Here is a 21,060-nt window from a genome sequence, read left to right as displayed (position 1 = left end):
ATAGTTGAGCAATAGTCGGTCTTTGGGTGGCTACAATGACTTTGCCAGAGAATGAATCCTGCCAAAGTGACACTTTTAGGCATGAAGTGCCTGCCAGATCAAATCTTTTAATTTATCAAGATTATACTGACTCACTGAGGAAATGAAGACATAAGGAATTCCTTTTGGTATTTCCAGCTCCATTTCTTTCATGAGTTCCTCATCAAGCATGTCTGCCTTTGAGATCGCCAGAATTCTTTTTTTATCCAGAAGCTCAGGATTGTATTTCTCCAATTCCCCGAGAAGAATTTTGTATTGTTTTTTGATGTCAGGAGCATCGGCAGGAATCAAAAAAAGCAGAATCGAATTCCTCTCAATATGCCTCAAAAATCGAATTCCAAGCCCTCTACCTTCGGCAGCCCCTTCAATAATTCCGGGAATATCAGCCATGACAAAAGACCTGTCATCCCGATAGCTCACTACTCCGAGATTGGGAACTAAAGTAGTAAATGGGTAGTCTCCGATTTCAGGTCTAGCAGCAGAAATAGAGGATAATAAAGTGGATTTCCCTGCATTTGGGAATCCAACCAAACCAACATCTGCCAGTAGCTTAAGCTCCAAAATAATCCACTCTTCAATTCCGTCTTCCCCTGGTTGAGCATAATGAGGAGCCTGGTTAGTGGCAGTTTTAAAATGATCGTTTCCTAATCCTCCGCGACCACCTCGGGTAAGAATTACTTCTTGCCCATCTTCGGTGATTTCAAATCGCTTTTCTCCAGTCTCTGCATCTTTGGCTACTGTTCCCAAAGGAACTTCAAGGATTACATCTTTTCCATCGGCACCTGTTCTTCGTCCTCCTTCGCCTCCTTTTCCTGCCTCTGCAATTACATGTTTTTTATATTTCAAATGAAGTAAAGTCCAAACTTGGGTTGTCCCTCTCAGAATAATGTGACCTCCTCTTCCTCCGTCTCCACCGTCAGGCCCACCCTTTGGGACGTGCTTTTCTCGTCGAAAATGAACCGAACCGGCACCACCTGCACCTGATCTGGAACAAAACTTTACGTAATCAATGAAATTGGAATCTGCCATAAGCGTAGAAAGAAAAAGGCTAAGCCCGAGAGCCTAGCCAAGTCTTGGAATTGCAAAATTAAGGAATCGCTGGGAATCAGTAGCTATCCACTACATTGGAGATCAAGGAAAAAATCTCTTCGATCTCACCTACTCCGTTAATTTTCTGAAGTTTACCCTGCTTTTCATAATATTCCGCCACAGGGAATGTTTCTGCTAGGTAAACTTTAATTCTTGTATTTATTTTTTCTTCATCTTGGTCATCTACCCGACCTGAAGTTTTTCCTCTTTCCTTGATTCTTTCTTTCAAAACCAACTCAGGAACATCCAAGGCTATCATACCGGAGATTTTCATTCCGTTTTTTTCCAGCATGGTATCCAAAGCTTCAGCTTGGGCTGTTGTTCTCGGAAATCCATCGAAAATAAAACCTTTGCTACTGATTGTAGAATTGATTTTATCCTCAACCATCCCGATAACCACTTCATCAGGTACTAAGTGGCCTTCATTCATATACTTCTTGGCAAGATTTCCAAGGTCAGTACCTTCTCCAAGATGTTTTCTAAACAAATCTCCAGTTGACAAATGCGTCAAACCGTATTTGGAGATTAATTTTTCACTCTGCGTGCCTTTCCCTGCTCCTGGAGGGCCAAAAAGAACAATATTCAGCATTTTCGAATTCTGGAATTTAAGTAATACTTAGCTGATAGATATCCTTGAGATTTCTTCCCAATCCATCATAATCAAGGCCGTAACCGACGACAAATTTATTCGGAATTTCAAAACCCACATAATCTAGAGGATAATTAAAGCGGAAAGCTTCCTTTTTAAAGAGCAAAGTGGCGATGGCGATTTTCTTTGGTTTTTGCTTTTCCAGCTCCTCAACCAAATATTTCATGCTAATTCCAGTATCTACAATGTCCTCCACAATAATTACTGAGCAATCCTTCAAATCTATGTTTAATCCCAAAATCGATTTGACTTTTCCTGTAGTCTCTATTCCCGAATAAGAGGAAATTCTTAAAAATTCACAGGTTACATGAAGATCAATTTCTCTGGCAAGGTCCGCCATCACGATAAAAGAACCATTTAAGACTCCAAGCAAAATGACTTTTTCACCTACAAAGTCATTGGAAATTTCCTTTCCTAATTCTGCTATTCTTGCTCTTATCCGATCAGCCGTCAAGTATGGTTCAAATACTTTATCGTGGATTTTTATTTTTTGCATGTTTAAAGCTCTTTCATTAAATATTGATACATCTGGATCATTGAGTCCAAATCTTTTAAAGAGACCTTTTCATCAGGAGTGTGCACATTATCTTCAGGCGCACCAATAAAGCACCAGTCAATTGCATAAGGAGAAAATTGGACCTCTCTCCCATCACTTCCTCCATGGGCTTCTACCTCTAATTGAAAGGGAATTCCCGATTTTTGAGCAAGATTAATAATCCGGTCGAGAAATTTTTTCCTTGGGATAAACTTATCACGAATTGAGATCACCACACCTTCATGATGGTGAACCCCGTCTGTGATCCAGGTAATATCTGAAATCAGTGCATTTTTAACTGGACCGGTTTCTTGGATAAATTTTAAAAGAAAAGGCATGCTTCCACCACCATGCTCTTCATACGTGGAAAAAACCACCCAACAATTTTCTAAAGTTTCACAAAGTTCTAAGGCAGTAAATATCCCGAGTCGATTGTCCAGATAGGCCGCTTGGATAAATTCTGAATCCATTCGAATATTTTGTTCGAAAGAAAGTCTTGTTCCTCTTTCAATTCCTCTTGGGAAATCATGAAATATTCCTTCCTCATCCCCAAGTAATGAACAGCGTATTTCTCCAAATTTATCTCTTCCAGTTAACTTAACATCTGGAATTATCTCTGGGCCTCCAATTGGAATTAGCTGATTGTCATACCTTACCATAAATCCAATGGTATCCATATGAGCAAAAACTGCTGTTGTAGGATTACCAAATTTTAAAAGAATACAATCGTGAAATTTTTCTCCAGAATAAATTTCTGGTGTAACAATCCAGTTCTTCTTCCGTTGATTGATGGATTCTAATATGAATTTACTAACAGATTCTTCATCTCCAGATACGCTCTGAATTTTAAGCATATCAAACAAAAAATTCCAATTTGGCATTAATTATGTGTATTAAATTAAACTTATATTCAAAAAAACACTTATTTATTTGGGATTCTCAATTGGTAATAAAATTATTCATCTAAATTTGCAGTAAGTTAAAAGTTTATAAATTTGCTTTCTCATCCATCAATCACTAAATAAAATAAACTGGAACAAAAATTTTTTCTCATGAAAAAACTAATACTATCTACTATTATGGCTGGAGCTTTGGCAGTAGCTGCCAACGCCCAAGACTTCAACAAGTGGTCCATTGAATTTGGCGGAGGTTTTAACAAGCCAATGGCACCATTGACCGGAGGTTATCTTTCTCCAACACTCAACTTGGGTCATGTTGAGTTCGGCGCTCGTTACATGTTTAACGAGAAGTTCGGTTTAAAACTTGATTATGGATTTGGAACTGTAAAAGAAGTTAAAGACGAAAGTCCTGAATTCAGAACTAAGTACAATCGATTAAACCTTCAGGGTGTTGCTAACATCGGCAGAATCATGAACTTCGAATCATTCACTAGAAGATTTGGATTATTGCTTCATGGTGGTGCTGGTATTGGAGTGGTAAATCCAGAAGAAAACAGATTCAATGATTTTACTGACAATGTATATACCTTAATCTTTGGTATTACGCCTCAATTCAAAATCAGCGAAAAAGTTGCTTTAGTAGGTGACATTTCAACTGTGTTGAATGGTCGTCAAACTGTTACTTGGGATGGAGCCACCTTTATCTATCCTGATATTAACAACGGTTTCTATGGTGCTAACGGCACTTGGTGGTCTGGAACCTTAGGATTGAATATTTACCTAGGTAAAGCAGAACAACATGCTGATTGGTACATTGCTGCTGACAAGTATGCTACTAAAGAAGAGTTGGCTACTCAAATCAACGGTATCAAAGATATGTTGAAGGATTCTGACGGTGATGGAGTTCCAGATTATTTGGATAAAGAACCAAATACACCTGCTGGAGCAAGAGTTAATGCTGCTGGTACTACTCTTGATTCTGATGGTGACGGCACCCCAGACCATCTTGATAAGTGTCCATTCCTTCCTGGTCCTGCATCTACAAATGGATGCCCAGTTGAAGAGGTTAGAGAAGAGGTTGACTTCTTGAAAAAAGCTATCAATGACGGATATGTGAACGTTTATTATGCATTCGATAGCGATAAGCCACTAGGGTATTCTGTAAGTGCTGCTCAATACGTATCTAATTTCCTTAAGAGAAATCCTGGAGTTAAAGTTGAAGTAAAAGGATATGCTGATGAACTAGGTCCAGAAGACTATAACATCAAATTGTCTGAGAGAAGAGCTCAAGCTGTATATGATCTTTTGGTTGCCTCAGGAATTGATGCTTCCAGACTTTCTTACAAAGGATATGGAGAAGATACTAGCGTAGACAAATCATCTGCTGATGCTCGCCAAATGGCAAGAAGAGCTAGCTTCGAAATTAAATAATCAGATATTATTCTGATCAAAGCCCGATCATATGATCGGGCTTTTTTCGTTTATAGGTTAACATTTCAAAGAATTGCTAACTTTGACCTGTCATCCTTAATCATCTTTATAAATGAAACAGTTAATTCTTTTAATACTCCTTCAAGGGGTAACGGTTGGTCTATTTGCTCAAAAAGAATTTAATCAATGGTCAATTGAATTAAATGGAGGATTTAATAAATCCATGGGTCCTTTAACTGGGAACTACTATTCCCCAACTCTCAATATTGGACATTTTGATATCGCTGGTCGTTATATGTTCAATGAATATTTTGGAATAAAAGGAGATGCTGGACTAGGTAGCTTTCGAGAAACAAAAGGGAAAAGCCCAGAATTCACAACAAACTATTTAAGAGCGGATCTTCAGATGGTTTGGAATTTGGGTAGAGTAATGAATTTTGAAAACCTAAATCGTCGTATAGGACTTCTTGGACACTTTGGTGCAGGTTTTGGAAGAATGAGTTTCGAACAAACCGTTTTTAATCAAGAGTCAGACTACGTATATAATATTATAACAGGAATTACTGGTCAATACAAGATCAGTTCAAGGGTGGCTCTTGCAGGGGACATCACCTATATTCACAACGGAAGACAAACTTATACTTTTGATGGGAATAGCTTTAATGCTCCAATACAGCCCAACCCACCAGCAAATCCATTTGTACATGCCCCTGGAGGATGGTGGACAGGAACTCTTGGGTTACATTTCTATCTAGGAAAGCAAGAAGAACACGCTGATTGGTATATAGCAGCTGATAAATATGCTACTAAAGAAGAATTAGCAAGCGAAATCAATAGCATCAAAGACCTTCTGAAGGATTCAGATGGGGATGGTGTTTCTGACTATCTGGATAAAGAACCTAATACTCCGGCTGGAGCCCACGTCTCTTTTAATGGCACCACATTAGACTCTGATAATGATGGTTTAGCAGACCATCTTGACAAATGTCCTTTCCTTCCTGGTCCAAGCGCAAATGGCGGATGTCCAATTGAAGAAATCACTGAACAAGCAGATTACTTAAAAAAGGCAATCCAAGATGGCTATGTAAATGCCTACTTTGCATTCGACAGCGCAAGTCCTCAAAGCTATTCAATGAATTCAATTTCTTATGTGGCTAATTTCTTAAAGAAAAATCCAGGAATAGACCTTGAAATTAAAGGCTACGCAGACGAGCTTGGAGAGGAAAATTATAACATCAAACTCTCTGAAAAACGAGCAAAATCAGTTTACGATATTTTGATTGCCTCTGGAATTGATTCTTCCCGACTTAGTTATAAAGGATATGGAGAAGACACAAGCGTAGATAAAAAATCTGCAGATGCCCGTCAAATGGCTAGAAGAGTCAGCTTTGAAATCAAATAACTTAAAAAATGCCCGGCTAACACACCGGGCATTTTTTATATCTTAGCTCCATGTTTGTATTAACCGAAAATCCAAGCGTTGCTAATAAATTCCTAGCTGAATTAAGAGATGTTCAAATTCAAAAGGATTCACTTAGGTTTAGAAAAAACTTAGAAAGGTTAGGCGAAATTATGGCCTATGAAGTTTCGAAATCCTTCGAATTTTCTCCTAAAGATGTAAAGACTCCTTTGGAAACTACCAAAGTATTATTACCTAAAGAAAAGCCTGTAATTTTTGTAATCTTAAGAGCTTCACTTCCTTTCTACCAAGGATTTTTAAATTTTTTCGACAATGCTGAAAGTGGATTTATAGGTGCATTTCGTGAAGAGGGAGAAACCATTAAAATCAATTTAGGATATCACGCATCTCCATCACTGGAAGGTAAAATCGTAATCTTGGCAGACCCCATGCTTGCCACTGGCAAATCTTTCATGGAATCTATCACAACCCTTTTACAACATGGAACACCAAAAATCATCCACATTGCCTGTGTAATTGCTGCCCCTGAAGGGATTCAATACATTCAAGAGCATTTGAAAATCCCCTATCAACTATGGATAGGAGCAATTGATGAAAAACTAAATGCCGATTCCTATATAGTTCCCGGATTAGGAGATGCTGGGGATTTGGCTTTCGGACAAAAACTTTGAGTAATGACCCCTTATTTATTTCTATTTGTTGGATTAGCAATCCTTCTTCTCGGTGGTAAGTTTTTGGTTGATGGAGCCTCATCTATTGCCTTGAAATTGGGAATGAGCTCAGGATTAATTGGATTAACTGTTGTCGCTTTCGGAACGTCGGCCCCTGAATTACTGGTGAGCTTAAATGCTGCCTTGAAGGGAAATAGCGACATTTCTATAGGAAATGTTGTTGGGTCAAACATCGCCAATATTGCTCTGGTATTGGGTATTTCTGGGCTTTTTTACCCAATCTTAATTAGAAGGGAACATTTACGATTTGATTATTCCCTGATGGTGATTGTCACCATCGCATTTTATCTACTTAGCTTGAATAATGAAATCGGATTGTGGAAAGGAATTTTATTATTTGGAGGATTCATTGTTTTTAATGCCTATCTATTCAGAAATCTAGGTCAGGGGATCAAGGAAGAAAAAGAAGTAGTTTTGGAAGACTTGGAAGAGGTTAAGGATTACTCTTGGCTCGTCTCAATTGCCTTATTTTTTGGAGGGATTGTAGGCCTTTATTTTGGTTCCGAACTCCTGGTAGAAAATGCCGTCTTAATTTCCAGAGAATTTGGGGTCTCCGAACGGGTAATTGGAATTACTATCATCGCGATAGGAACGAGCTTACCCGAATTGATAACTTCCATTTTGGCAGCATTATCTAAAAGAACTGACTTGGCTTTAGGAAATATTCTTGGTAGCAATATCATGAATATCTTATCCATAATTGGGCTGACGGCAATCGTGAAACCAATCAGCGTTTCGGATGAATTTTTGCAATCGGACTACCTCTGGATGATTGGATTTTCACTGATCCTATTCCCTCTGATGCGAACAAAAATGAAAATCTCCTTTTTTGAGGGATCCATTCTTTTGGCGGGATATGCGGCCTATCTATTCTTTCTCTTATGAGTGAGTCGCTGATTACCTTTTTTGGAATCTATTTTCTCAGCCTTTTCAAATTTATTGCAGGACCTGTTTTTGGTTATGCCGCTGGTTTTCCTGTTTGGAAAATGGTTTTAGTAACCGTTTCAGGAATGATGACCAGCGTCTTACTTTTCACTTTGATTGGAACAGAAATAAAAAAATTGGTTGAAAGAAAATGGTTGAAAAACCGACCAGTATTTACCAAACGCTCAAGGAACATTGTCAAAATCTGGCATAAATACGGAGAAATTGGAATTGCTTTTTTGACTCCTTTAGTACTTACCCCAATTGGAGGCACATTAGTTTTAGTCTCTTTTGGGACAAAAAAGAGAAGGATTTACTTTCACATGCTTTGGAGCGGCCTATTTTGGGCTTTTGTCTTTAGCCTGACCATCGACAAAATTCTTTCCATCCCCTTCTTTGAAAAATTAATCGGGTAGTGTTTCGTCAGGCAAAATTTCAATATCCTGAATCAAAACTTTTTTAGAAATCTCCTGTCCGGTCAAAGTAGCAGCTAATCCACCCATGGCAGTTTCCTTATATCGGCTTTCCATGGATGCTCCAATTTCACCCATAGCTTCCACGCATTCATCGACCGGGATGACTGCACTTACATTGGCCAATGCAATTTGCGCTGAACTGAATGCAATCGCTGCGGCACTGGCATTTCTGACCACACAAGGAACTTCTACCAAGCCAGCAACCGGATCACAAACTAAGCCGAGCATACATTGAATCGTGATAGCTACGGCATTAAAAACCTGATCAATTGTACCTCCTAGGCAATATACGATAGCTCCAGCAGCCATGGCCGCAGCCGAGCCCGTCTCGGCTTGGCATCCACCAACAGCACCGGCTAAACTTGCCTTTTCTTCAATAATCAAGGCAATGCCAGCTCCAACCAAAAGTCCCTCAACAATCTTTTCATCAGACAACTGATGAATTTCCTGAAGCGTAACCATAGTTCCCGGCAAAATTCCAGAAGCTCCAGCTGTCGGAGCTGCAACCACCCTTCCCATGCAGGAATTGACTTCCTTTGCGGACAATGCCCGAGAAATAAGTTTTTGAAATTCGGGAGAAAGAACCGAAAGCGGATGATTGAAAACTTTTTTTGCCCCGTTGTTGATCATTCCAGAACGGGAAGTCATGTCCTCCTTCAATCCTGTGATGACAGCATCTTTCATCACCCCATATGCCTGAAGCAAGCCTGAATAAATCAATTCTCGTGAAGAATTCTTTTGCTCGATTTCGTACTGAATCACTGTCTCGGGCAAGGACTGATTCTTCTCCTCACAGTATTTTTTCCAGCCTTTAAAGCTCTCGAATAGGAAGCACATGGGTATTTGGGTTTAGACTCTTTAGTTCTGCAAAGATACTCTTTTCAAAAATTGAAATTGATAGTTTGCGTAATAGCAGGATCAAGACTTAGGGCCACAGGACAAGTTCTAGCGGCATTTTTTAGCTTTTGAATCATCACAGGATCGGAAACTGGATTTGCCCAATGGAAATCAATGATAATTTCTTGAATCTTTCTTGGACCGGATTGCATGACCTTAGTTACTTCCCAAGTCAGCCCACCCAAATCTACCCCATCACGGGCAGCTACAATTCCCATAATAGTAACCATACAGCTACCTAAAGCTGATGCGACCAAATCGGTAGGCGAAAACATTTCCCCTTTACCGTTATTATCCACAGGAGCATCTGTCAATAACTGGGTACCTGATTGAATGTGCTCTGATTGGGTTCTTAAATTCCCTAAATACGAACTTTTTATAGTGGGCATAAACTCTTACTTTTAAAATTCAGTTAAATACTTTGAACCAAAAATAGGGCAATATTTTCGACCAATTCGAATGGGCAAGCTGAAATTACTTCTACCGCTTTTCTTACTTTTTATAGTTTCTCCATCTTTTGCTCAGCGAGATGATGTAGGAAACTATGAATACGACAAGGAATATCTCTTTGGCCTGAATAAAAACACTAATGGAGGACTTATAGGTGGAATCGTATTCAAAGCAGGTACCAGAATTACTGACGAACAGTTTGCATTTTGGGGAATAGAGCTTTCGAACGTAAAAAATCCAAAGGAAGCCCGATATAATACGGTTTTAGGAAATAGCTACATTTTCGGAAAATCCAATTACCTCTACGCCATCAGACCTCAATATGGTAGAGAAGTTGTCCTTTTCAAAAAAGCTCCAAACCAAGGAGTTCAGGTTTCTGCTTTAGCTGCTTTTGGACCATCACTTGGTTTGATTGCCCCCTATTATATTGAGTATGCCGTCAATAGACTTGAAACAGTAACCGAGCAATACGATCCTGAAATCCATCAAAGCCGATTTAACATCCTCGGAACAGGACGTCTTTTTCAAGGATTGGGACAATCGGAGCTGGCCATAGGAGCTCATGTCAAAGCTGCCATGATGTTTGAATTCGGTGTTTTTCGCAGCAGTGCCACCGGGTTGGAACTTGGCTATATGCTCGAGGGTTATAACAAAGAAATCCCGCTAATGCCTACCACTGAAAACAAGCAATTGTTTCAGTCTGTCTACTTTACCTTTTTCTACGGATTTAGAAAGTAGAGTTAATTGGGTTTTTAAGATGACCTGAATACCTTTGTACCAAATCTTACCGTGATGATTGAATTACCTGTAATTTCCGAGGAGGCTACTAAAAGAAAAAAGCCTGATTGGCTTAGAGTAAAGCTTCCTGTAGGAAAGGAATATGCCAAAGTAAGAAAATTAGTAGATCAGCATAAGCTGCATACCATCTGCGAAAGTGGCAATTGCCCCAATATGGGAGAATGCTGGGGTGCAGGTACAGCGACTTTTATGATCTTGGGAAATGTATGTACCAGATCTTGTTCTTTTTGCGCAGTAGCTACTGGACGCCCTAATGAGTACGATGCAGACGAGCCAAGACGAGTAGCTGAAGCGATCAAGTTAATGGGTGTAAAGCATGCCGTGATCACTTCTGTCAACCGGGATGAACTTAAGGATAGAGGAGCCGAAATTTGGTATCAAACTGTAGTTCAGACCAAGGAACTTTCTCCTGAAACAACCATTGAAACTCTGATTCCAGATGTGAAAGCAAATTGGGATGCACTTTATAGAATGATTGAGGGAGGACAGGAAGTGGTTTCACATAACATGGAAACAGTGGGAAGACTTTATAGAATGGTCAGACCTCAAGCCAAATATGACCGCTCATTAGAGCAGATCCGTTTGACAAAGGAATACGGCAAGAGAACCAAGACAGGAATCATGCTTGGTCTTGGAGAAACCAAAGAAGAAGTTTACAAAGCAATGGATGACTTGGCAGCTAATGGTTGCGATATCCTGACTTTGGGACAATACCTTCAGCCTACCAAAATGCACATCGAAGTCGCTGAATTTATCCATCCTGATCTTTTTGCACACTACAAAGAAGAAGGGTTGAGAAGAGGATTGAAATATGTGGAATCAGGTCCTTTGGTAAGGTCATCTTACCATGCCGAACGCCATGTTCATGTTTAAAATTCAATTTTAAAAAAGATATAAAACAAAAGAGGCTCCTTTTCAGGAGCCTCTTTTGTTAAGGATCAAATTCTTACGCCAATTCTTCTTTGGCATATTCCTCTACTGGAATACAGCTACAAACTAGATTTCTGTCTCCATAAGCAGAATCAATTCTTCTGACACTTGGCCAAAACTTATTCTCTTTCACATAGCTCAATGGGAATACCGCTTTTTCTCTAGAATAAGGCATATTCCATTCTCCAGTCAAAACCAGAGCGGCGGTATGTGGAGCATTTTTCAATACGTTATTTTCCTTGTCAGACTTTCCTTCTTCAATTTCCTGAATTTCTTCTCGGATTGAAATCAAAGCATCACAGAATTTATCCAATTCAGATTTTGTCTCAGACTCGGTTGGCTCAATCATCAGCGTACCAGCAACTGGGAAAGAAACTGTAGGAGCATGGAATCCATAATCCATCAATCGCTTTGCAATATCCTCTACTTCTACACCCACCTCTTTGAAGGCTCTACAATCCACAATCATCTCGTGAGCTGCACGACCTTTTGAACCTGTGTAAAGAATTGGATAATAACCAGTCAGTCTTTCCTTGATGTAATTGGCATTAAGAATAGCCATTTTGGTTGCGTTGGTAAGACCATCTCCGCCCATCATAGCGATGTATGCATAGGAGATAGGCAAAATACTCGCTGATCCGTAAGGAGCAGAAGAAATAGAAGAAACTGCTTGCTCTCCTCCTGTTTTCACAATTGGATTACCAGGAAGAAAAGGAGCCAAATGACTAGCTACACAGATTGGGCCCATTCCAGGACCTCCACCACCGTGAGGGATACAGAAAGTCTTGTGCAAATTCAGGTGACAAACGTCCGCGCCAATTAGACCAGGAGAGGTTAATCCCACCTGAGCATTCATATTTGCGCCATCCATATATACTTGACCTCCATACTGATGGATAATCGCACAGATTTCTTTGATACCTTCTTCAAATACTCCGTGAGTAGATGGATAGGTTACCATCAAACAAGAAAGATCATTAGCATGCTCTTCAGCTCGCAACTTTAGATCTTCAATGTCGATATTTCCCTTTTCATCACACTTCACCAAAACCACTTTCATTCCAGCCATAACAGCAGAAGCTGGGTTAGTTCCGTGAGCAGAAGTTGGAATCAAAGCCACATTTCTATGTGCTTCTCCTCTACTCATGTGATAAGCACGGATCACCATCAAACCTGCATATTCTCCTTGAGCTCCTGAATTTGGCTGAAGGGATGTATCTGCAAAACCGGTGATTTCAGTTAACCATGTTCTCAGATTGGTGAAAAGCTCTTGGTATCCCAAAGTCTGATCCATAGGAGCAAATGGGTGTAATTGTCCAAATTCTGGCCAAGTCACAGGAATCATTTCTGCAGTGGCATTCAGCTTCATGGTACAAGACCCCAAAGAGATCATGGAGTGCACCAAGGAAAGGTCTTTGCTTTCCAATCGCTTGATGTAGCGAAGCATTTCATGCTCTGAATGGTAGCTATTGAAAACTGGATGAGTCAAGTAGTCGGACTTTCTCTTTAATCCTTCTGGTAGTTCTAATTCCAAATTTTGAACTAGGCTGTCAAGATCTGCAGACATATGCTTGCCCTCTTCAGTAGCGAAAAGATTTACAATAGTCTTGACTTCTTCCAAGGTTTTTGTCTCATCGAAAGAGATATAAATCGAGTCTGACTCATATCTAAAGTTCATCTCAGCGGCCAGAGCCAATCCTTTTACTCGTTCTCTTGATACTTCATTCATTTTGATTTGAATGGTGTCGAAGAAAGTTTGATCTACCACATTGAGACCTACTTTTTTCAAAGCCTGAGCGGTAAGTTTTGCCAAGCCATGAGTTCTTAAAGCAATATTCTTAAGGCCTTGAGGACCGTGATAAACTGCGTAGAAACTTGACATTACTGCCAAAAGAACCTGAGCAGTACAAATATTTGAAGTCGCTTTTTCTCTCTTGATATGCTGCTCTCTGGTTTGCAGAGCCATTCGATAAGCTTTGTTTCCGGCTCTATCTACAGAAACACCAATAATTCTTCCAGGAATCTGTCTTTTGAATTCCTCTTTAGTTGCAAAAAATCCTGCATGAGGTCCTCCATAACCCATAGGAACGCCAAATCTTTGTGCAGAACCTACAACAACATCTGCTCCCATTTCTCCCGGAGAAGTTAATAGCGTCAAAGCAAGAAGATCTGAGGCAAAAGCTGTATGAACTTTATTCTCCTTCGCCGCAGCAACTAGAGCTGAATAATCAGAAACAGCTCCATCTGAATTAGGATATTGGATAAAAACCCCGTAAAGCTCAGGATCAGTCAGGTCCAAGGCAGAAAGAGAATCAAACACCAATTCGATTCCGATTGGCTCGGCCCGGGTGATCAAAAGGCTTTTGGTTTGAGGGAAAATTTTCTCGTCTACGAAAAACTTATTAGCGTTCTTTTTTTCTCTTGGCTTTACCGCATGTAGCATGGCCATAGCCTCTGCCGCAGCTGTTCCTTCGTCAAGAAGGGAAGCGTTTGCGAGTTCCATGCCTGTCAATTCCATCACCACAGTTTGGAAATTGATCAAAGCTTCTAATCTACCCTGAGCGATTTCAGCCTGGTATGGAGTGTAAGCAGTATACCATCCTGGATTCTCCAAAACGTTTCTCAAAACCACGCCTGGAACGATGGTATCGTAATACCCCATACCAATGAAGGACTTGAAAACCTTGTTTTTCGAAGCCAACTTTTTAAAATCAGCCAAAAACTCTGATTCAAGTTTCGCCTTTGGGAGATCCAAAGGTCTGGTGTTTTGGATGGATTCTGGAACGGTCTGGTTGATTAATTCCTCAAGGGAAGAGGCACCGATTTTCTCCAACATTTCTGCGATTTCCGCCTCAGTCGGGCCATTGTGTCTGCTCTCAAACTTGACAGCATTGGAAAGATTGATCTTCATAAAGAACGCTTAGAAATATTCTATTTGGGTTTGGAAACTTCCTGATTTTATGGGCGCAAAGGTACAATTTCTAGAGGGAAAAAGCCCCCCACATTTTGGAAATATTTAGGGTATAACTCTCAGAAGTGATAAGCGGTTTTTTTGGAGCTCATTTTTTTATCTAGTTTAGGGCACTTAAAACCGTATAACTTTATGAGAAAAGGATTAATACTGAGCGGCGCGCTTGCTTTGGGATTGGCTTTTCCCTCTTTGGCCCAAAACCCAATGCAGGTAAAATACGCCAATACCATCACCGCTGATGATTTAAAAGAATACCTTACCTACTTGGCTTCTGACGAAATGAGGGGTAGAGATACCGGCTCGGAAGAAGGAAAAATAGCTGCTAACTACTTGGCTGATTTTTACAAAGGGCTAGGATTTACAGGACCAGTGGATGGTAGTTATTTTCAATCCGTTCCTTTGGTCAGTGTACAATTTTCCAAGGTTACTCTTCAAGTTGGAAAAAATAAATTGGTAGAAAACCAGGACTTTGTTTTTACCGGAGACGGAGACATGGCTAAAGCTGCCAAAACTGACCTGGTTTTCTTAGGCCTAGTGACTGACGAAAACTTGGCCAAAGTGGATGTTAAAGGCAAATTGGTTGGACTATGGGCTGTAGGACAGCGAAGCAACGATCTGATCACTAAAGTGATGGATGCTGGAGCTGCCGGGATCGTGCTTGTGAGCATGGAAGGTCAAGCTAATTTTGATCGAATTGCCAACAGATATAAATCTTTGGCAGGAAGAGGAAGGATTGGTTTTGATCAGGAAACCAAGCAAAGACCAGTTTTTACTGTCAGCTCTGATAAAATGGCAGCGCTTTTCGGAACTCCTGTAGAAACCCTTAAAGAAGCAGCTAAGTCTTCCCCAGAAACTATTGCTTCCCAAAAAGCAAATTTTCAGGTTGTGAAATCAAAGACTCCTGTTGAGGCATTCAACGTAATGGGTTTCTTGGAAGGAACCGACAAGAAAGAGGAAGTTTTGGTAATTTCTTCTCATTACGATCACGTGGGAGTGAGTTCCACTGGAGAAGTATTCAATGGAGCAGATGACGATGGCTCTGGAACAGTTTCCGTAATGGAAATTGCTCAGGCTTTTGCAACTGCTGCCAAAGAAGGTAACAGACCAAGAAGAAGCGTTTTGTTCCTAAATGTAACAGGTGAAGAAAAAGGCCTTTTGGGTTCACAATACTATTCTGAACACCCCATCTTCCCAATCGCAAATACCGTCACCAATATCAACATTGACATGGTAGGTCGGGTAGACTACGAATACCAAAATGCTGAAAACAAGGATTATGTCTATGTAATTGGTTCAGAAATGCTTTCTTCTCACTTGAAGAAAATCAATGAATACAACAACATTACCTATACGAATCTGATCTTGGATTACCGCTACGATGCAGAAGACGATCCGAACAGATTCTACTACAGATCAGATCATTACAACTTTGCAAAATTCAACATTCCTGTAATTTTCTTCTTCAATGGTGTTCATGACGATTATCACCAAGTGACAGACACTGTGGACAAAATCGAATTCCCATTGATGCAAAAAAGAGCGCAGTTGATTTTCCATACTGCTTGGGATTTGGCAAACAGAGAGCAAAGAACTCCTGTTGACGGCACAAACACCCGAGGCGAACGATAAAATGAGAGAGGCTCCAAATTGGAGCCTCTTTTTTATTTCCCTTTATTTTTCTGATTCTTAGTCTTGAGCTGATTTCTGTTCGGTTTTTTGCCGTGTTTTTTGGCTCTGACTTTTTCTCCTTTACCGATATTCTGCTTTGGCTTTTCTCTTTTCTCATGAAAAGCACCCTTGTAATCTGGATTGTCTCTTTGCTTGAGTCTATCTAATTCTCTGGCATAACCTTGCTTTTCCTCAAAAGGTGTGACTGGAACATCCACTGAATCTGGAATAGGCAATTCCTCAACTTTCATCCGAATTAGTTCTTCGATTCGCTCAAAATGGTAAGCCTCGGCAGGATTGATGAACGTAATAGCTTTCCCTTCTTTTTCCGCTCTACCTGTACGCCCGATCCGATGAACATAATCCTCATAGATTAGAGGAACATCAAAATTTATCACATGCGAAACCATCGTCACATCAAGGCCTCTTGAAGCCACATCCGTCGCAACCAACAATCGGACATCACCCGCCTTGAAGTCTTCCATGGAATTAATTCGGGTATTCTGCCCCTTATTGGCATGGATGACTCTGATTTCTCCAAATCCTTTTCTTTCCAGAAATGAAAAAACCGATTCGGCATTTTTGCGGCTTCGGGTGAAAATGATTGCACGTCGGATTTCTTCCTGCTCCAGCAAATGAGCAAGCAAATTGATTTTGGTTTTGATGTTTGGTACCAAATATTTCACCTGCTCAATCGTCTCTGCTGTAGTGGCAGAAGGAGCGATTTCCACTCGCTCTGGGAATTCCAGAAATTCGGTTGAAAGGTTTTCGACCCTTCCTGAAAAAGTCGCAGAGAAAAGAAGGTTTTGTCTTTTGCTGGGAATGACTTCCAAAATAGCCCGGATCTGAGGCATAAAGCCCATATCCATCATTTTATCCGCCTCATCCAAAACCATAGTTTTGATTTCCTTCGGGAAAATGACACCCTTACGGTAGATATCCATAAACCTTCCTGGGGTGGAAATAACTATATCGACCCCAGCCTCGATATGCTCGATTTGCGTTTTTGGGCCAATCCCTCCGTACAAACTGACAATTCTGAGGTCAGTATATTTCCCCAACTCTTTGGCAACTTCCTCGATCTGCATGACAAGCTCCCGAGTAGGAGCCAAGATCAAAGCTCTAGGATGAACACCTTGAGCATATTTCACCTTCATCAAAATCGGCAAAACATAAGCGGCAGTTTTCCCGGTACCCGTTTGAGCAATTCCCAAGACATCATGCCCTGTCAAAGCCAAAGGAATAGCTTTCTCTTGGATAGGTGTTGGAGTGGTATAACCGGATTCTGAAATCGCGCTGAGCAATTGTTTATTTAACTTAAATGCATCAAACCCTAGGGTATCATTGCTCATGATTGTTAATTTTGAAACGAGTGTAGAAATCCTTAAAAGAGAAAAAGATGAAAAGTATCCTGATCACTGGTGCAAATATAGTCAATGAAGGCCGGATTACTCGGGAAGACGTTTTGGTACGAAATGGACGTATCGCAAAAATCGGTTCTGACCTGAGTAATGAAGTAGCTGATCAAACCATTAATGCGACTGGGAAATATTTATTTCCGGGCGTCATTGATGACCAGGTACATTTTCGTGAACCAGGATTAACACATAAGGGAGAAATCTATACCGAGGCAAAAGCCGGAGTTGCAGGTGGAACCACCTCCTATATGGAAATGCCCAATACTGTCCCTCAGGCTGTAACCTTGGATCTTTTGGAAGAAAAATACCAACGGGCTGAGGAGGTTTCATTAGCCAATTATTCATTCTTTTTTGGAGCGACAAATGATAACCTAAACGAAATTCTCAAGCTTGATTTAAGTAAAGTTTGCGGACTAAAAATCTTTCAAGGCTCCTCCACAGGTAATATGGTGGTTGATAATATCGAATCCCTTGAAGGTATTTTTAGAGAATACAAGGGCTTGATTGCCATTCACAGCGAAAATGACCACATCATCGCAGCTAATTTCGCTGAATATAAAGCGAAATACGGAGAAGATATTCCTGTAAAATTCCATCCTAAAATCAGATCTGAAGAGGCTTGCTTTGACGCTTCCAGTCGGGCAGTTGCCATGGCAAAGAAATATGGAACCCGATTGCACATCTTGCACATCAGCACGGCAAAGGAGCTTCAGCTTTTTGACAACACCATTCCTTTGGAAGAGAAAAAGGTAACTTCCGAAGCTTGTATTCACCATCTCTGGTTTTCGGAAGAAGATTACGAAACGAAGGGAAACTTGATTAAATGGAATCCAGCGGTGAAAACTGCCAATGACAAGGCCCAAATCTTTCAGGCTGTTTTGGATGGGAGAATTGATGTGATTGCCACCGATCACGCCCCGCATACTTTGGAGGAAAAGGCATTGCCCTACACCAAAGCTCCTTCGGGAGGTCCTTTAATCCAACATAGCTTAGTTGCTATGCTGGACTTTTATCATCAAGGAAAAATCAGTCTTGAAATGATAGCTCAAAAAATGGCACATAACGTGGCCAGATTATTCCGAATTGAAGAAAGAGGATTTATCCGCGAAGGCTATTTCGCAGATCTGGTTTTGGTGGATTTAGATTCTCCTTGGACTGTTTCCAAGGAAAATATTCTGGCCAAATGCGGATGGTCTCCATTTGAAGGACATACATTCAAGTCAAAAGTGACACATACGATCGTTTCCGGACATTTAGCGTACGCTGAAGGGAAATTCGACGAAGGCAAAAAAGGAGAAAGATTAACTTTTTTCACAAATAAATAGACTCCACCTTGCGCTGAACACCCGATCTGCTTACTTTTGCAAACCAATTGAGGGAATGCCTCAAGAAGTAGCTAATATGGTGATTGTAGCTCAGCTGGTTAGAGCGCTGGTTTGTGGCACCAGAGGTCGCCGGTTCGAACCCGGTCTTTCACCCAAACCCCTCAATTTGAGGGGTTTTGTCGTATAAAAGGGAGTTGTTTTGGCACAAGTTTTGACAACTTCAGATCAAACTAAACCAATTAGAGATGTTTACTTTGTTCAAATCCTCACCAAAATTCCCGGTGGTAAAGCCGGTGAATATCGTTCAGGTAAAAAACTATTTCATGAAATTTGAGGAATCGCTCAAGATTTTTGAGGAAATCCAAAAAGAGAGTTTACACTCCTGAAACAAGAATTTTAGCAAAGGTTATGGTGACATAACCTTTATTTTTTTGTCTTTAATTTTTCTTGTCAGATCAAAACTCTATTTTTAAAAATTACAATTTTTCCACTATGAGTTATATCCATTTCGATAAAACCCAATTAATCAACCTAAATTATTCTCTTGACAGGGAAATAATTCGAACAAACCGTTCGGGGACCTACACCAGCACTACTATTATTGGTTGTAATACCCGAAAATACCACGGTTTGTTGGTGGTTCCTCAGCCCCAGATTGATTCCCAAAATCATGTCATGCTGTCTACTGTCCACGAAACAGTAATCCAGCACGGAGCGAGTTTTAATTTGGGAATCAGCAAATTCCCGGGAAATTATTCTCCGAGAGGGCACAAATATTTGGAGGACTTTGATTCGGAACCTATACCCAAACTTACTTACCGAGTGGGTGGTGTTTTGCTCCAAAAGGAACTCATTTTGGACACCAACCGAGACCGGGTGATGATCCGATATACCCTTTTGGAAGCTCATTCACCGACAAAAATTAGAATTCAGCCATTTTTGGCTTTCCGAGGCTATCATCAATTGATAAAAGCAAATGAGGATATTCATAAAGAGTTTGAAAAAGTGCCATGCGGCGCAAAATTCAGACTTTATCCTCAGTATGACCCTTTATTCCTTCAGCTTTCCAAGAAGGGAGAATTCGTTTCTAAACCTGATTGGTATTACAACATAGAGTATATCCAAGAAAGAGAAAGAGGGTATGATTATCAAGAAGACCTCTTCGTGCCTGGATATTTTGAATTTGATATCGCCAAAGGGGAATCTGTAATCTTTTCTGCAGGACTAACCGAGGCAGATCCAAAAACCAGGCAAAATGCATTTCAAAAAGAAATTGCAAGAAGAATCCCTCGAAACAACTTCGAAAATTGCTTACGAAATTCTGCAACCCAATTTATCCGAAGAAGGGATGGGGATGTAAGAATTATCGCTGGATACCCTTGGTTTGGATGGTGGGGAAGAGATACTTTCATTGCGGCTCCTGGACTTACCCTTTCTGCCGGTGACAATGAAACATTCCTTGAAATCATGGATACCATGTCCAAGGATCTTAAAGGGCCTCTTTTCCCGAATATCGGTAGCGGAGATTATACCAATATGACCTCAATGGATGCACCATTGTGGTTCTTCTGGTCATTACAGCAATACATCGTCTACACAGGAGACAGTAAAACGGTAAAAAATCGATACCTCGGCAAGCTTAGAGGCATCATCGAAGGCTATAAATCCGGAACAGAATTCAATATCCACATGATGGAAAATGGACTGATCTGGGGAGGACAAGAGGATGTTGCATTAACTTGGATGGATGCCATTACCCCTGATGGACCTGTCACTCCTAGAAGAGGATGTCCAGTGGAAATCCAGGCGCTTTGGTACAATGCCTTGTGCTTCTATCATGAATTAAGTGGAGATGCTGAATATTTGGCCTTAGCCAATAGAGTTAAAGAATCCTTTGAAAGAGAATTTTGGTCATGGGACTATGAGTATTTGGCGGATGTAGTTGATGGAGAAGAAAAGGATTGGTCAATCCGACCAAATATGGTTTTTGCCACTTCCCTTCCTTACACCATGCTTAGCGAAGAAAAGAATGATATGATTTTGGAAATCGTCAAATCCAAATTATTGACTTCAAGAGGATTACGTTCCTTATCTCCAGATGATCCAGGCTACAAAGGATATTATTTCGGAAATCAAATCAGCCGAGATAATGCCTATCATAATGGAACCGTTTGGGCATGGCCTTTAGGACATTTTGTAGAAGGATACCTTAAGCTACATGGAAAAGCGGCTAAGAATTTCATTCAAAAAATCATCAAAGGGTTTGATGGAGTAATGACCCAATATGGAATCGGAACCGTAGCTGAAATTTATGATGGAGATCCTCCGCATAGACCAAAAGGCTCGATTTCCCAAGCTTGGAGTGTAGCCGAATTGTTGCGAATGATGGACTTAGTAAAGAGAACTTAAC

Annotated in this window: 19 protein-coding genes and 1 tRNA gene; 12 read left to right on the top strand and 8 right to left on the bottom strand. The window is 40.5% G+C overall.

Annotation, left to right across the window (positions count from 1 at the left end):
- Window positions 1-75 precede the first annotated feature (75 nt).
- The 4 genes from obgE to DFQ04_RS11105 all read right to left on the bottom strand — a co-directional run bounded on the left by obgE (window position 76) and on the right by DFQ04_RS11105 (window position 3,166).
- Window positions 76-1,068 (bottom strand): GTPase ObgE, encoded by a 993-nt coding sequence (gene obgE, locus DFQ04_RS11120; protein WP_133555789.1) that lies wholly within the window; start codon window positions 1,066-1,068, stop codon window positions 76-78.
- Window positions 1,069-1,144: 76 nt separating this feature from the next.
- Entirely contained in the window at window positions 1,145-1,717 is a 573-nt protein-coding gene (locus DFQ04_RS11115; protein ID WP_133555787.1) for an adenylate kinase, read from the bottom strand.
- 16 nt (window positions 1,718-1,733) lie between these two features.
- A complete protein-coding gene (gene hpt, locus DFQ04_RS11110) occupies window positions 1,734-2,273 on the bottom strand; it encodes a hypoxanthine phosphoribosyltransferase (protein WP_133555785.1) in 540 nt (179 codons plus the stop codon).
- A 2-nt stretch (window positions 2,274-2,275) separates the two neighbouring features.
- Window positions 2,276-3,166 carry a M20/M25/M40 family metallo-hydrolase gene (locus tag DFQ04_RS11105; RefSeq protein WP_243739667.1) on the bottom strand — a complete coding sequence of 297 codons (891 nt, stop codon included), beginning with the start codon at window positions 3,164-3,166 and terminating at the stop codon, window positions 2,276-2,278.
- 198 nt (window positions 3,167-3,364) lie between these two features.
- Here DFQ04_RS11105 and DFQ04_RS11100 point away from each other — a divergent pair, with 198 nt between their 5' ends.
- The 5 genes from DFQ04_RS11100 (at window position 3,365) to DFQ04_RS11080 (ending at window position 8,133) form a co-directional block, all read left to right on the top strand.
- Entirely contained in the window at window positions 3,365-4,642 is a 1,278-nt protein-coding gene (locus DFQ04_RS11100) for an OmpA family protein (RefSeq protein WP_133555781.1), read from the top strand.
- 112 nt (window positions 4,643-4,754) lie between these two features.
- The gene (locus DFQ04_RS11095) at window positions 4,755-6,044 is read left to right on the top strand and encodes an OmpA family protein (protein ID WP_133555779.1); all 1,290 of its coding nucleotides are present in this window, start codon (window positions 4,755-4,757) and stop codon (window positions 6,042-6,044) included.
- Between the two features lie 50 nt (window positions 6,045-6,094).
- Window positions 6,095-6,733: a uracil phosphoribosyltransferase gene (gene upp, locus DFQ04_RS11090; protein ID WP_133555777.1), complete on the top strand. Its 639-nt coding sequence runs from the start codon at window positions 6,095-6,097 to the stop codon at window positions 6,731-6,733.
- Window positions 6,734-6,736: 3 nt separating this feature from the next.
- On the top strand, window positions 6,737-7,678 hold the full coding sequence (locus DFQ04_RS11085; protein WP_133555775.1) for a calcium/sodium antiporter: 942 nt from the start codon (window positions 6,737-6,739) through the stop codon (window positions 7,676-7,678).
- Entirely contained in the window at window positions 7,675-8,133 is a 459-nt protein-coding gene (locus DFQ04_RS11080) for a hypothetical protein (protein WP_133555773.1), read from the top strand. Before DFQ04_RS11085 ends, DFQ04_RS11080 begins: the two co-directional genes overlap by 4 nt.
- Here the strand turns inward: DFQ04_RS11080 and sdaAA are convergent.
- Window positions 8,122-9,030: an L-serine ammonia-lyase, iron-sulfur-dependent, subunit alpha gene (sdaAA, locus tag DFQ04_RS11075; protein ID WP_133555771.1), complete on the bottom strand. Its 909-nt coding sequence runs from the start codon at window positions 9,028-9,030 to the stop codon at window positions 8,122-8,124. The genes DFQ04_RS11080 and sdaAA overlap by 12 nt on opposite strands.
- A gap of 44 nt (window positions 9,031-9,074) precedes the next feature.
- The gene (locus tag DFQ04_RS11070; RefSeq protein ID WP_133555768.1) at window positions 9,075-9,479 is read right to left on the bottom strand and encodes an OsmC family protein; all 405 of its coding nucleotides are present in this window, start codon (window positions 9,477-9,479) and stop codon (window positions 9,075-9,077) included.
- 70 nt (window positions 9,480-9,549) lie between these two features.
- On the opposite strand from DFQ04_RS11070, the gene DFQ04_RS11065 reads away from it, so the two are divergent.
- Together DFQ04_RS11065 and lipA are read left to right on the top strand one after the other, a co-directional pair.
- A complete protein-coding gene (locus DFQ04_RS11065) occupies window positions 9,550-10,278 on the top strand; it encodes a hypothetical protein (RefSeq protein WP_133555766.1) in 729 nt (242 codons plus the stop codon).
- Between the two features lie 54 nt (window positions 10,279-10,332).
- Entirely contained in the window at window positions 10,333-11,211 is an 879-nt protein-coding gene (gene lipA, locus DFQ04_RS11060; protein WP_133555764.1) for a lipoyl synthase, read from the top strand.
- A gap of 73 nt (window positions 11,212-11,284) precedes the next feature.
- On the opposite strand, the gene gcvP is transcribed toward lipA, so the two are convergent.
- Window positions 11,285-14,179 (bottom strand): aminomethyl-transferring glycine dehydrogenase, encoded by a 2,895-nt coding sequence (gene gcvP / locus DFQ04_RS11055; RefSeq protein WP_133555762.1) that lies wholly within the window; start codon window positions 14,177-14,179, stop codon window positions 11,285-11,287.
- A 192-nt stretch (window positions 14,180-14,371) separates the two neighbouring features.
- On the opposite strand from gcvP, the gene DFQ04_RS11050 reads away from it, so the two are divergent.
- Window positions 14,372-15,868, top strand: coding sequence for a M28 family metallopeptidase (locus tag DFQ04_RS11050; RefSeq protein ID WP_133555760.1), 1,497 nt, complete (start codon window positions 14,372-14,374; stop codon window positions 15,866-15,868).
- A gap of 32 nt (window positions 15,869-15,900) precedes the next feature.
- Here the strand turns inward: DFQ04_RS11050 and DFQ04_RS11045 are convergent, their stop codons facing one another.
- On the bottom strand, window positions 15,901-17,259 hold the full coding sequence (locus DFQ04_RS11045; RefSeq protein ID WP_133555758.1) for a DEAD/DEAH box helicase: 1,359 nt from the start codon (window positions 17,257-17,259) through the stop codon (window positions 15,901-15,903).
- Between the two features lie 47 nt (window positions 17,260-17,306).
- Here DFQ04_RS11045 and DFQ04_RS11040 point away from each other — a divergent pair, with 47 nt between their 5' ends.
- From DFQ04_RS11040 to DFQ04_RS11030, 4 genes are all read left to right on the top strand, one after another.
- Window positions 17,307-18,650, top strand: a complete 1,344-nt coding sequence (locus tag DFQ04_RS11040) for a dihydroorotase (protein ID WP_133555756.1) — start codon at window positions 17,307-17,309, stop codon at window positions 18,648-18,650.
- 78 nt (window positions 18,651-18,728) lie between these two features.
- Window positions 18,729-18,804: transfer RNA gene (locus DFQ04_RS11035), tRNA-His, on the top strand.
- A gap of 91 nt (window positions 18,805-18,895) precedes the next feature.
- On the top strand, window positions 18,896-19,036 hold the full coding sequence (locus DFQ04_RS18350; RefSeq protein ID WP_166637304.1) for a hypothetical protein: 141 nt from the start codon (window positions 18,896-18,898) through the stop codon (window positions 19,034-19,036).
- Window positions 19,037-19,142: 106 nt separating this feature from the next.
- Window positions 19,143-21,059: an amylo-alpha-1,6-glucosidase gene (locus DFQ04_RS11030; RefSeq protein WP_133555754.1), complete on the top strand. Its 1,917-nt coding sequence runs from the start codon at window positions 19,143-19,145 to the stop codon at window positions 21,057-21,059.
- Window position 21,060: the final 1 nt, after the last annotated feature.

This window comes from Algoriphagus boseongensis (genome assembly GCF_004362805.1).
Taxonomy (GTDB): domain Bacteria; phylum Bacteroidota; class Bacteroidia; order Cytophagales; family Cyclobacteriaceae; genus Algoriphagus; species Algoriphagus boseongensis.
Note: the sequence above shows the minus strand (reverse complement) of the source record. Positions and strands in the feature narration are given on the sequence as shown.